Here is a 13,420-nt window from a genome sequence, read left to right as displayed (position 1 = left end):
TTAGCTCCTTGTCACCTTGAGCACGTCCTTCACCTTGGAAAGTCTTGCGACCACACGGTTGAGGTGCTCGGTATTGTTGATGCCGATGGTCAGGCTGACCATGGCGCAGTTGTTTTCCACCTGACGGGCGTTCACCGCATAGATGGGCACCCGGATATCCGCCAGCGCAGCCAGCACATCCTGCAGCAGCTCGTTGCGGTTCAGCGCGATGATCTCAATGCCGGCCTTATAGCTGTCCCTGACGCTGTCGGCCCAGTACGCCTTGACCCAGCGGGGGGCGTTGGTGGGATCCTTCATGCTGGAAATGGCGTTCACGCAGCTCTGCTTGTGGATGGAAACGCCAAAGCCGCGGGTGATAAAGCCCACGATGGGGTCGCCCGGCAGCGGGCTGCAGCACTTGGCAAACTTGATGGGGGTGTTATCGAAGCCTTCCACCACCACGCCGTCGGTAGCGTGCACACGGCTCAGGTCCACCTTGGGCAGGTCTTCCCCGGCCTTTTCCTCCGAAGCTTTCAGCTTCTGCCACTCCTCCTTGAGCTTGGGCAGGCAGTTGGCAATGGTCATGCCGCCATAGCCGATGGCGGCATAAAGCTCCTCGGCATTGTTCTGGCGCAGGCGGCGGGAACAACTGTTGATAAAATCGTCCAGCTGGTCGTCCGGAATGATGATCATTTCCCTGCGCAGCTCACGGGCCAGTGCATCACGTCCCTGCGTGATATTTTCCTCGCGGCGCATCTTTTTGAACCAGTTTCGGATCTTACTCTTCGCTTCGCTGGTGCGCACGATCTTGAGCCAGTCGCGGCTGGGGCCTTTGTCCGCCGGGCCAAGGATCACTTCGATGATCTCGCCGGTGGAAACGATGTGGTCGATGGGCACCATGCGGTTGTTCACCTTGCAGCCCACCATGCGGTTGCCCACCGCCGAATGGATCGCATAGGCAAAATCGATGCAGGTAGCGCCGGTGGGCAGGTTGATGACATCGCCCTTGGGGGTAAAGGCAAACACTTCCTCCGGCAGCAGGTCGCTCTTGAGGTCGTGCAGCAGATTGCCGGAATCCTCGCTGACGCGCTGGTTTTCCAACAACTGGCTCACCCATGCCAGACGTTCGTCCAGCTTGTCGTGGCCATCCAGACCTTCTTTATACTTCCAGTGAGCCGCAACGCCGTACTCGGCCTGCTCGTCCATCTTGCGGGTGCGGATCTGCACCTCAAAGGGGATGCCCTCGTGGCCGATGACGGTGGTGTGCAGGCTCTGGTAGCCATTGGGCTTGGGAGTGGAGATATAGTCCTTGAAGCGGTTGGGCAGCGGATGGTACATATCGTGGATGAGGCCCAGAGTGCTGTAGCACTCGGCCAGCGTATCCAGAATGACACGCACCGCATAGATATCGTAGATCTCATCAAAGGACTTGTTCTGCATGATGGTCTTGCGATAGATGCCGTAAATGCTCTTGACGCGGCGCTTGATGGTAGCGCCCTCAATGCCGCTTTCGGCCAGCCGCCGCTCGATCACACCGGACACCTTTGCAAGGAACTCCTCGCCTGCACGCTCACTGAGCATCCGGCTGATCTCCTCGTAGCCCACAGGGTCAAGGTAATGCAGACTGCGGTCTTCCAGCTCTTCCTTCACGTTCAGGATGCCCAGACGGTTGGCGATGGGGGCATACACCTCCATGGTCTCGCGGGCTTTATCGCGGCGCTTCTGTTCCGGCCATGCATCACCGGTGCGCATGTTGTGCAGCCGGTCGCACAGCTTAATGATCATCACGCGCACATCGCGGCTCATGGCCAGCAGCATCTTGCGCAGGTTTTCAGCCTGCAGTTCCTCAATGTTAGAGAACTGGATCTTGGTCAGCTTGGTCACGCCGTCCACCAGCAGGGCAACTTCCTCGCCAAAGGCGGCTTTCAGGTCGTCCAGTGTAGTGGGAGTGTCCTCCACCACATCGTGCAGCAGGGCCGCAGCAATGCTCTCGGAGTCCATGCCAAGGTCCAGCACCAGCCGTGCCACAGCCAGCGGGTGGCAGATATACGGCTCACCGCTGCGGCGGCACACCCCCTTGTGGGCAGTGTTGGCAAGGTCATATGCCTTTTCGATCATCTCCATATTGTAGGAGCGGCCGCTGGCCTTGATGGCCTCACACAGCTTTTCCCAGGTAACGATCTCCGGCCGCACCTCACTGGGCAGCGCCCCTTCGGGGGCATTGGCAGGCAGAGCCGTGGCTGCGACCGTCGCCACTTCCGGCGGGTTGCTCACAGCCTGATGCAGGTGTGTTTTTGCGGAATAGGAATCCTCCGGCTTGACCGGGTCCAGCATACTTTTTCCCTCTGGCATTTACTCTTCCTCCAGACATTTCAAGATCGGTGCGTCGGCAAGATTCTTCTTGCCCTGTGCGGGCACCAGTTCCCAGAACTTTGCCCCGCCGCATTCCTGCACCGCGATGAGCCCCACCTGTTCGAGGGCAGTGAGCGCGACCAGGATCTTGCCGGTGTTCTGCTCCCCCAGTTTTGCGCACAGCGGCTGCAGATCTTCTGCGTGCCAGCGGCGCGCCTGCAGCTCACGGTACACTGTGACGATATCGCTCCGCTTGGGCGCCACGGCTGCTTTCTGTTCCGCCGTGAGCGGGGTGCCGCGCCGGAGCGCCTGCACCAGCGCCGTCTGCTCGGCGGCCGCATTGCCCAGCCCTGCCGGATGCAGGTCCAGAATGCGGCCCGAAAGCTGTGCGCCCCGGGGCGAATCGTAGACCGAAAGGTTCAGCGCAGCATCCACCACATCGCCCATGGCATAGGGCAGCTGTTCCGGCGGCATACCGAACCACACGGCATACACGCTGGCATTGCCCTGCCGCAGGCGCAGGCGGCTGTGCCTGCCCTCCGATACCGGGTAGATGCCGTCGATAACGGCCTTTTCCAGCACAAAAACGGGAGTGGGGTTCTCGGCTCCATAGGGAGCCAGCTGTTCCAGCCGCCGGACCGACTCCACGGTGATGCGGTCCAGATGGATGGGCAGGTCGCACTCCAGCGGGGTGGTATGCAGCACCGGGCATTCCCGTGCTGCCCAGTCGTTCAGGCGGCGGCGCAGAGCGGGCAGATTTTCTTCCCGCACCGAAAGGCCCGCAGCCATGGCATGGCCGCCGTAGCGGAGCAGGAGATCCTCGCACGAGGCGATGCAGGCATGCAAATTGAAGCCCTGCACGCTGCGTCCGCTGCCCTTGCATTCGCCGTGCTCATCCACCGAGACGACGATGACGGGGCGGCCGGTCTTTTCCACCAGCCGGGATGCCACGATGCCAATGACACCGGGGTGCCAATCGCGGCCCCAGATGAGGATGACCCGGTCTTCGAGGATGGCGGGTTCCGCATCCAGCTGCTCCTGCGCAGCCCGGACGATCTCCTGCTCGGTCTCCTGCCGGGCCACATTGATCTCGTTCAGTTTATGGGCCAGCTCCTCGGCGCGCTCCTCCTCCTCGCAGAGGACGAGCTGCAGCGCGGTGACGGCGTTGTCCATGCGGCCAGCCGCATTGATGCGGGGCGCAATGGCGTAGCTGACGTTCTCGGCCGTGATGGGCCTGCCCGCCAGACCGACCTCTTCCAGCAGGGCCGAAAAGCCCGGCCGGTCGGTCTGCTGCAGCAGTTTCAGGCCCGCCTTGACAAGGGTGCGGTTTTCGCCGGTAAGCGGCATCACGTCCGCCACAGTACCCACAGCGGCAAGGTCGCCGCAGTAGTCCAGCATTTCTTCCGGCGGGCAGCCATCCAGTGCGGCACACAGCTTGAACGCCACGCCCGCACCGCACAGGCCCTTGAAAGGGCTGTGATCGTCGGCGCGGCGGGGGTCCACGACGGCCACTGCGTGGGGCAGGGTGTCGTGGGGCAGGTGGTGGTCCGTCACGATGAGGTCTACGCCCAGCGAAGCCGCAAAGTCGGCTTCTTCCACAGCAGAAATGCCGTTATCCACCGTCACGATCAGCTTGCAGCCCTTATCGTGGATGGACTGCACGGCGTTTTTCGAAAGGCCGTAGCCGTCACCCTCGCGGCTGGGCAGCATACATTTTACGGTAGCCCCCATGCCCTTGAGATGCTGGTACAGCAGGGCCGTGGCCGTCACGCCGTCCACGTCATAATCGCCGTAAACAACGATGGTCTGTTCTTTGTCGATGGCTTCGAGGATGCGGGCACAGGCTTTGTCCATGTCCGTCAGGAGCATGGGGTCGCTCAGCTCTTCCTCGCCCGCCAGCAGCGTCAGCGCCTCGGCGGGGTCGGTGATGCCGCGCGCGGCCAGGACGCCCGCCAGCAGGCCCGCTTCCTTCTGCTGCGCCGCCAGCGTGGCGGCGTATTTCTGCTCGCTCCAGGGCTCGTCGTCCAGAGCGTTCTGCTCCAGTTCTTCGGTGTTCTGTTCCGCAATGGCGGCGGTCAGCTCCTTGAGGGCGGTGCGGTCAAATTCTTTTAAGGTCCATGCCCGGCAGGTCATCGCAATCCCTCCCCGGTCAGGCCGTCGTTGGCCAGCATTCCCTGCAATGCCGCGATCTCGCTGGAGACATCCAGCGCCACATCGCTCAGCAGATTATCGTAGAGGTTGTCATACGCCTGGTTGAGCGTATGCAGGATGCCCGCGATATCGCGGCGGATGGTCTCGGCGTTTTCGCCCTGCTGGCCCTGCACATCGTTGTAGGTGTGCAGCAGCTTGAGGGTAGTGGGGATATAGTATTCCGCAAAGCGGCGGGCCTTGGGCAGGCTTTCCGGGTGTGCTTCCAGCCAGTCACAGATGGCCTCGGTGGTCTTCTGCATGTGGGCCAGTTCCTCCACACCCTGTGCATCCTGCATGAGCTGCTGCTCCTGCGCCAGCACTTTGGCGAAGCGGCGGGTCGTTTCGAGGTTGAGCGGGGTCTCCTGGGGTTCCGCCCGCGGTTCGGCCTTGGGTTCCGGCTCTGCCTGCACGGCGGCTCTGGCCTCCTGCGCGGCGCGGTAATCCTCCGCCGTCAGATAGAGTGTTTCCGTTTTTTCATCCAGCCATCCGTTCAGCCAGCCTTTGCGGATGTATTTTTGCAGCTTCTTCAGCATTTTTTTCCGGTTCTGGTGGACGAGGTCAGCCAGCATCCGGACCGAAAGGCCCTTGTGGTAGTCGGTGGTGTCCGCAAGATCGGCGAACTGCCCCAGCTGCTTTCCGGCTTTCACCCAGGCGGAACCACAGGCCGTCATCCAGCCAAAGCCCGCCGTGGCAAGGCCCAGCACGCTGCCGACGATGCCCAGCGCGTTGTAGGCGGTGTTCATGAAGGTGTTCGTGCCCGTCATCAGCACACTGCCGTCCTCCGTAGCCGTCATCACAACGTCCGGCGACACAACGCCCAGCCCGATGAGGCAGCCCAGCGTCCCCAGCCCGAAGATCACCATGAAGGTGATTCCCACGGCCAGCAGGGCTGCACCGCCGTTCTGGCGCTTTTTGCCGTCTGCACGCAGCAGGTCTACGGGGGTCTGCTCCCCTTTCAGGCCAAAGATCTGCCTGGCCCACTGGGGCATCCCGCCCGCGTTCCAGGGCCCGGTTTTCTGTGCCTCCTGCTGGGCTTTGTAGTATTCGTTCCGGCTGTTCCGGAGGGCTTTTCCCGCTTCCGCGATACCGAAATTGGCCGCATGGACGGCCGCTTTTCCCACATCCCAGGCCCGGTCGCCGATCTCCATGCCCCGGCCCTCGAAGCCATAGCGGAACGCATCGGACATGGTGTCGCCAAACTCACGCAGCTGGTCTTCCAGTTCCCGCTGCACCTGCTGGCCTTCGGTCTCCTTCATCCTATCGTTTTCACGATCGTTCATCAAATTCTTCTCACCCTTCTGCCGGTGCATACCGGCTGATGATGGCGCGGGCCACCCGCAGGCCATCCACGGCGGCGCTCATGATGCCGCCCGCATATCCGGCACCCTCGCCGCAGGGATACAGACCTGCCAGCTGGGTACATTCAAAATTTTCTTCCCGCTTCAGCCGCACCGGGCTGCTGGTGCGGGTCTCAAGACCCGTAAGGATCGCTTCCGGCGCGGTGTACCCGGCGATCTTTCGTTCATACGCCCGCAGACCGGCCCGCAGGGTGTCGGCCAGCTCTCCAGGCAGCAAAGCGCCCAGGTCTGCCGCCACGACGCCCCGGTCGTAGGTCGGCTCCACCGTACCGATGTGCAGTTCTCCCCGGCCTTCGAGGAAGCTCCGGACATTTTCCGCCGGGGCCGCATAGGCTCCCCCGGCGCGGCCCGCCTGATAGGCGTTGGCTTCCAGCTCCCGCTGGAACGCGATGGCCCGGCGCGGATCGTCTGCAAAGTCCTTGCCTCCCACGCTCACTACCACGGCCGCGTTGGCATTTTTGCCATTGCGGGCGTGGAAGCTCATGCCGTTGGTCACTACACGGCCTTCCTCGCTGGCCGATGCCACCACCTGCCCGCCGGGGCACATGCAGAAGGTGTAAACGCACCGCTCCCCCACATGCTGGGAGAGCTGATACTCGCCCCGCGGCAGAGCCGGATGCCCGGCAGCCTCGTGATATAAGCTCTTTTCGATCTCACTCTGCAGATGCTCGGCGCGGAAGCCCACGCTGAACGGCTTGCATTCCAGCTGCAGGCCGCCGTCCATCAGCATCCCGAAGGTATCGCGGGCCGAGTGGCCCACCGCGAACACCAGCGCCTCGCACGGGAAGCTGCCCTGCGTGGTCTGGACGCCGACAAGCCTGCCGTCCTTCCGCACAAAGCCGGTCAGGGCCGTGTTGAAATGCACCTCACCGCCCAAAGCTTCGATCTCCTTGCGGATAGAGGTGATCACACCGCGCAGCAGGTCGGTGCCCACGTGGGGCTTCTGCTTCCAGGCGATCTCCTCCGGCGCACCGTGCTGCAGGAACACCTCGGTAACAAAGCCGCACAGCTCATCGCCGATGCGGGTGGTCAGCTTGCCATCCGAAAAGGTACCGGCACCGCCCTCGCCAAATTGAATGTTCGCATTCACATCCAGTTCGCCGGTAGCAGAAAAATGTTCCACCGCCTTTACGCGCTCGTCCAGCGCCGGGCCGCGCTCCAGCACAATGGGCTGATAGCCCTGCCGGGCCAACAGCAGCGCTGCAAACAGGCCCGCCGGGCCAAGCCCGCAGACGATGGGCCGATGGGCCAGCGGCTCGGTGCCGTTCTGGACGGAAAAATCGGTCCTGCTGCGGAGAGCAACGCAGGGCGAGGCCCCTGCAAATGCAGATTCCTCACCCTCGTCCTTGAGCGTTACCGCAACGGTATACACCAGCTTGGGCTGGCCGTGGCGGGCATCCACCGAGAGCTTTGCCACACCGAGATGGGCGGCTTTGCTGCGGGGGATGCGGGCCAGGTGCAGGGCTTTTTCAAATGCCTGCGGCTCCCCAGCGGAAAGGGGGAGCCTGATGTCTCTTACCAAAATCATACGATGATTGCTTTCTTTTTCATTGCAGCCCCCTGCCTATAGCATGGGCGGAGCGGGCTGCGTTTTAGTTGCTCTCGATCTTGCACTGGATGACATAGCTGCCCAGTGCAAAGATCTTGCCGTTGGAGGGCACATACAGGCGGCAGGCAATGTTCTGCTCGCCGGTCGCCACCGAGAAATCCTCGGCATCGATCTCAATGACCACCTGCTCCGGCGTCAGGGCCTCCATCGCGCCCTTGGGGCCGCAGAGCGTTACATTCATCAGGCGTTCGGTCTGCACCGTCAGCTGGTAGGTAGAGGGCAGGTTGACCACCTGCACACACTCGGCGGGCAGATTCAGGGTCTTGGTCTCCAGTTTGGAGGAATCGAAGCTGACCGTTATGGTGGAAATGTTATCCAGCAGGCGGATATCGCTGGGCAGCTCGATGGGCATTTCATAGACCTTGTTCAGCGAGAAGGTGGACAGGTCGATGGTGCCGACGGACAGGGTGGACAGCTTGTCGATCTGGCTGGCCGGGCCCGCCACGTTCAGGGTTTTCTTGCTCAGCGTATAGGTCAGCACCGAGTCGTCAAAATCGCGCGGGGCGTTGATGAAGCTGACGCTGACGGGCAGCGTGGCCATCTTGTAGACCTGCAGCGTGACCTCCACGCTCGACTCTTCCAGCGTGGTGTACGCGAACTCGACTTCGCTGCCACTGTTGGTGTAGAACCGCAGGGCGGTATCGAGGGTGACGGATTCCGTCAGCTCGCCGTTGTGGGTCACCTCGGCGGTGCAGGTGGTCACCTTGTCGATCTCGGTGCTGGGGCCGGAGAGGGTCACGCTCTCCTTCGAAAGCTCCGTCCCATACAAAATATATCCATCGGCAATGGTCAGGTAGTTGGTGGTCACCGTGATGGGGACCGTCTTTTCCTCCACCACATCAAAGACCACGTCCACGCTGTTGTCGCCGCCCTCGATGGAGACGGTGACGCCGTTCAGCAGGCCGTTGGCACCGCGTACCAGCAGGCGCAGGGTCTTTTCGCCGCTGTCGCGCACACCGGACCAGTCCGGGTAGACGACGAAATCGGATGCCGTGAGGCTGCCGATGGCGTAGCCGTCGCCAGAAACTTTCAGGGTGACGTATTTTTCCGGGGCACTGACGATGCTCAGGCCCCGGGAGGTGTAAGCAGCGGAATCGTAGGTATAATCCACCGGCACATTGTAGATGGTGTTGCTGGTGCCGGGCTGGACGATGATGGTGACCACCATCCATGCAACGATGGCACCCACGACGGCCAGCAGCAACCGGATGCGGCGGTCATCCAGGATGCTCTTGCTGTGCTGGATGGCAGGCTTTGTGCCGCTCTTGTTCGGCTCGTTGCTCATGACTGCTCGTCCTCCTCTTTCTGGTTCACCCAGCTCAGCAGGCGCTTGACTCTGCCCTTCCAGCTGTTGTCGGTCTTTTCGGTGGTGGTCTCCTTGGGGATCATCTCATCCACCAGACGGGTATACAGGGTCTGGCGGTCAAAGTGGCGGATCAGCACACCGTTCTTTGCCATGGAGATGATGCCGGTCTCCTCGCTGACCACGATGGCAATTGCATCGGAATTTTCGGCAATGCCAAGGCAGGCGCGGTGACGGGTGCCCATATCCTTGCCAAGATCCAGATTGTTGGAAAGCGGCAGCACACAGCCCGCGGCTTTGATGCGGCCATTCTCAATGATGGCAGCACCATCGTGCAGGGGCGTGCCCTCGTAGAAAATGGTGCCCAGCACTTCCAGATTGACCGCACTGTTCACCGGCGTGCCGGTGCGCACGATCTCCGAAAGGTTCGTGTGGCGTTCCAGCACGATCAGTGCACCGGTCTTGGTCTCAGAAAAGCGCTCTGCCGCATCGCAGATGGCAATGATGGCGCTGCGCCATGCGCCCTTCAGGCTGGGATCGTTGTAGCGGCCTTTGACATTGAACAGCTTGGCGGCCCACTGGTCGGTCTGGCCCATGCGCTCCAGCGCACGGCGGATCTCCGGCTGGAACAGCACCACCAGCGTCAGCAGGCCCACCTGCAGCAGTGAGTTCAGCAGCCATGTAACGGTACGCATGTTCAGCGTTCCTGCCACCAGATAGACGGCCATCACCAGCAGCGCACCCTTGAACAGCTGGCCGGCGCGGGTGCGGTTGACAATGCCCAGCAGCTGGTAAATCAGGAAGGAAATGATGATGATATCCAGCAAATCGACCAGTTTGAAGGTCTGGAAATTTGCAATGATCGCGTTCAGAGTCATGAAAGTTTCTCCTGCTTACAGTGTTTCGATCAGGGCAACAGCGTGGGCGGCAATGCCCAGCCCCTCACCGGTAAAGCCCAGATGTTCCTCGGTGGTGGCCTTTACACTCACGGCATCCACCGGCAGGCCGAAGGCATCGGCCAGCTTTTCGCGCATGGCGGGGATGTAGGGAGCCAGCTTCGGCTTCTGGCAGAGGATGGTGGAGTCGATGTTCTCGACCTTCCAGCCGTTCTCCCGGACGATGCGGGCCACATGGCGGGCCAGCATCAGACTGTCGGCCCCGGCATATTCGGGGTCGGTATCCGGGAAGTGCTTCCCGATGTCGCCCAGAGCCGCTGCGCCCAGTACAGCGTCCATGACGGCGTGGGCCAGCACGTCGGCGTCGGAATGGCCCAGCAGGCCCTTCTCATACGGGATCTCCACGCCGCCCAGGATCAACTTGCGGCCTTCCACCAGACGGTGCACGTCATAACCATGTCCAATGCGCATAGGTTTTCCTTTCTTCTGCTGCGGGCGGGGCAAGTCCTCGCGGGTCGTGATCTTATAATTGGCGTAATCGCCCTGCGTCAGCTGCACGGCGCGGCCGGTCAGCTCGAACAGGCTGCAGTCGTCGGTGACAAGGCGGGCTTTTTCGGCATCCAGCTCTTCCAGCGCAGCAAGGTACTCTGCGCGGTCAAAGCACTGAGGGGTCTGCACCGCATACAGGGTGCTGCGGTCGGGCGTTTCGGCCACCATGCAGGCCTCCGGCACGGTCTTGCCGTCGCCGCGCACAGCCCGCTTGACGGTGTCCTTTACCGGGACCGCCGGGGCCGCGGCCCCGCAGGCCGCTGCGGCGTAGACGGCCGCCTCGATGACGGCTTCGCTCACAAAGGGACGTGCTGCATCGTGGACGGCCACGAGGTCGCCGTGCGCCGCCAGCACGCCGTTTTTTGCGCTCTCGGCGCGGGTGGTGCCGCCCGTTACGATCTGCACAGGCTTTGTGCAGTCTGCTGCCTGCTGCTCCACAAAGGCGCGGTTCTTACCGGCCACCAGCACGATCTCATCCACCAGCGGGCACTCCGCAAAGGCGCGAATGCTCCGCTGGACCACGGTCTCCCCGCCCAAATCAAAGCTGAGTTTGTCGAACCCCATCCGGGTGGAGGAACCTGCGGCCACCAGGACCGCCGTCACACGTTTTTCCACTTCTGACACCTACCCTGTCTTCCGTTTTTCGTGCCTTCCAGAAAGCACAGAATGATACATTGAATATTATAGCGTATTGCCCGGCAAACTGCAACTGCACCGGGCAACAAAAATGGAGCCGTTGAAGAAACTCCCCCAGTCACGGCTTCGCCGCGCCAGCCCCCTCTGGGAGAGGGCCTGAACGCTGCGGTCAGCTATGAAGCCTCCCCCTGTGAGGGAGGTGGCATCGCACAAGCGATGCCGGAAGGAGTCCTGCAACAGCTCCAAAAATCGTTTGCTTTTACTTCAGGATCGGCTCGATGGCAGCAGCCAGAGCATCCTTCTGTGCCTGTGCTTCAGCCAGATCCTTGCCCAGAGTGGTGAAATAGGTCTTGATCTTCGGCTCAGTGCCGGAGGGACGCACCACAACGGTAGCACCGTTTTCCAGTGCGTAGATCAGCACGTTTGCTGCAGGCAGGCCGGTCTCCTCGGGCTTCTTGTAGTCGGTCACCTTGACCACCTTGTGGCCAGCCAGCTCGGCGGGCGGGTTATCACGCAGCTTCTGCATGATGGAAGCCATCTTCTCCATGCCGGTCAGGCCGGGGAACTCGAAGCTGTCCACCTTGTTCAGGTAGCGGCCATACTGTTTATAGATCTCTTCCAGACGCTGCTTGATGGAGGAACCGATGCTGCGGTAGTAAGCGGCCATTTCGCAGATCAGCATGGAACCGATGACGGCATCCTTATCGCGTACATAGGGGCCGGCCAGATAGCCATAGCTCTCCTCGAAGCCAAAGATGAAGCGGTCCACCTCACCGGCAGCTTCCAGATTTGCGATCTGGTCGCCGATCCACTTGAAGCCGGTCAGCACGCTGCGCATTTCCACGCCGTAGTGTGCGGCAATGGCATCGGCCAGCGGAGTGGACACGATGGACTTGACGGCCACCGGGTTTTTGGGCATGGTGCCCTTCTCGATGCGGCCTGCGCAGATGTAATCCAGCAGCAGAGCGCCCATCTCGTTGCCGGATACCAGCTCATAGCTGCCATCCGGGCACTTCATGGCAATGCCCACGCGGTCGGCATCGGGGTCGGTGGCCAGCATCAGATCGGCACCAGTCTTGGTTGCCAGCTCCAGACCCAGCTTCAGAGCCTCGAAAATTTCGGGGTTCGGGTAGGAGCAGGTGGTAAAGTAACCGTTGGGGTACTCCTGCTCGGGCACGATGGTGATATCGGTGATGCCTATATCGTTCAGCACATGAGTGACAGGCACCAGACCGGAACCATTCAGCGGGCTGTACACCAGCTTCAGGCCGGCAGTCTTGCACAGGCCCGGGCGCACCTGACGGGCCTCAATGGCATCATACAGTGCCTTCTTGCAGTCGTCGCCCACAAAGCGGATCAGGCCCTGCTCCACGCCCTCGGCAAAGGAGATGTACTTTGCACCGGTCAGCACATCCGTCTTCTGGATCTCATCGTACACGATGGCAGCAGCATCATCGGTCATCTGGCAGCCATCCGGGCCGTAGGCCTTGTAGCCGTTGTACTTGGCCGGGTTGTGAGAAGCCGTGACCATGATACCAGCATTGCACTGGTAGTAACGGGTAGCAAAGCTCAGTGCAGGCACAGGCATCAGAGCATCGTAAATGCGCACCTTGATACCGTTTGCCGCCAGAACGCCTGCGGCGGTCTTGGCAAAGATATCGCTCTTCAGGCGGCTGTCGTAGCTGATAGCCACAGTCTGGCTGCCGCCCTGAGTCTTGACCCAGTTTGCCAGACCCTGCGTGGCCTGACGCACAACATAGATATTCATACGGTTGGTGCCAGCGCCCAGAACGCCGCGCAGACCAGCGGTGCCAAACTTCAAAGCCACAGCAAAGCGGTCCTTGATCTCGTCATCATTTCCCTCGATCTTGGCCAGCTCCGGCTTCAGATCAGCGTCTTCCAGCTCTGCAGCCATCCAGCGCTTATATTCATCCAAATACATATTACACACACCTTACCTTTATTGTTTTTGCCAAAGGGTAGTTTTTTCAAACCTACTTATACTATAAACGCTTGGCTCGTCTGTGTCAATTCCATATTATGTAAGAAGTTTTGCCAAAGAAATCATACAAATACCACAAATCGCTTTCCAAAATCCGCATTTTGGGGCGTTTGCACCGTGTCCGGCGGCGTCAGCAGACAAAATGGCTGGTGCAGGTCGTCCAGAATCTCCAGCCACTGGCCGGGGCCGATGCCGTTTTCACACAGGTACCGCATCACCCGCATGGCCTGCGGAAAATTCCCCGCCGGGCACAGCACCCGGCTGACCGTGCAGCTCCCGCTCTGTTCCTGTGCCAGTTCCAGCACGATGCCCATCTCGGTGCGTCGGGCAGAGTAATACAGCGTGTGGGCATGCTGCAGCCCTTCCAGCTCCGAATAAGAGCGGACGTACTGACAGAATTCCTTTACGATCATGGTCTTTCCTCCCTCATTTCACACATTGACATTATCAATACCCCAAACTATAATGAAAATCAAGATGATAATCTGTCGAAATTCGAGTTCTGACGATTTCTTAGCCGTTTCTTTGCCAAAAATTGGGAACTTG

General features: G+C 60.9%; 9 protein-coding genes. All 9 read right to left on the bottom strand.

The genetic code is table 11. The features are described from left to right. Complete coding sequence (locus ACNQFG_RS08905; protein WP_423404621.1) at nucleotides 1–2,331, bottom strand: RelA/SpoT family protein; 2,331 nt, start codon at nucleotides 2,329–2,331, stop codon at nucleotides 1–3. Beyond that, nucleotides 2,332–4,464, bottom strand: a complete 2,133-nt coding sequence (gene recJ, locus ACNQFG_RS08900; RefSeq protein WP_423404620.1) for a single-stranded-DNA-specific exonuclease RecJ — start codon at nucleotides 4,462–4,464, stop codon at nucleotides 2,332–2,334. It abuts the gene before it with no gap. Further along, nucleotides 4,461–5,801 (bottom strand): 5-bromo-4-chloroindolyl phosphate hydrolysis family protein, encoded by a 1,341-nt coding sequence (locus ACNQFG_RS08895; RefSeq protein ID WP_423404619.1) that lies wholly within the window; start codon nucleotides 5,799–5,801, stop codon nucleotides 4,461–4,463. The genes recJ and ACNQFG_RS08895 overlap by 4 nt, the downstream gene beginning before the upstream one ends. Before the next feature lie 10 nt (nucleotides 5,802–5,811). Further along, complete coding sequence (locus ACNQFG_RS08890) at nucleotides 5,812–7,407, bottom strand: NAD(P)/FAD-dependent oxidoreductase (RefSeq protein WP_423404618.1); 1,596 nt, start codon at nucleotides 7,405–7,407, stop codon at nucleotides 5,812–5,814. A gap of 64 nt (nucleotides 7,408–7,471) precedes the next feature. Beyond that, nucleotides 7,472–8,773, bottom strand: coding sequence for a CdaR family protein (locus ACNQFG_RS08885; RefSeq protein ID WP_423404617.1), 1,302 nt, complete (start codon nucleotides 8,771–8,773; stop codon nucleotides 7,472–7,474). After that, nucleotides 8,770–9,669: a diadenylate cyclase CdaA gene (gene cdaA, locus ACNQFG_RS08880; RefSeq protein WP_423404616.1), complete on the bottom strand. Its 900-nt coding sequence runs from the start codon at nucleotides 9,667–9,669 to the stop codon at nucleotides 8,770–8,772. Before cdaA ends, ACNQFG_RS08885 begins: the two co-directional genes overlap by 4 nt. A gap of 15 nt (nucleotides 9,670–9,684) precedes the next feature. Beyond that, a complete protein-coding gene (ispF, locus tag ACNQFG_RS08875) occupies nucleotides 9,685–10,860 on the bottom strand; it encodes a 2-C-methyl-D-erythritol 2,4-cyclodiphosphate synthase (RefSeq protein WP_423404615.1) in 1,176 nt (391 codons plus the stop codon). 271 nt (nucleotides 10,861–11,131) lie between these two features. After that, the gene (locus ACNQFG_RS08870; protein WP_423404614.1) at nucleotides 11,132–12,814 is read right to left on the bottom strand and encodes a phospho-sugar mutase; all 1,683 of its coding nucleotides are present in this window, start codon (nucleotides 12,812–12,814) and stop codon (nucleotides 11,132–11,134) included. A gap of 122 nt (nucleotides 12,815–12,936) precedes the next feature. Beyond that, on the bottom strand, nucleotides 12,937–13,287 hold the full coding sequence (locus ACNQFG_RS08865) for a hypothetical protein (protein ID WP_423404613.1): 351 nt from the start codon (nucleotides 13,285–13,287) through the stop codon (nucleotides 12,937–12,939). Between the last annotated feature and the right edge of the window lie 133 nt (nucleotides 13,288–13,420).

It is taken from the genome of Faecalibacterium prausnitzii, from assembly GCF_049532945.1.
GTDB classification, from domain to species: domain Bacteria; phylum Bacillota; class Clostridia; order Oscillospirales; family Ruminococcaceae; genus Faecalibacterium; species Faecalibacterium prausnitzii_N.
This window is presented reverse-complemented; position numbering and strand designations above follow the sequence as displayed.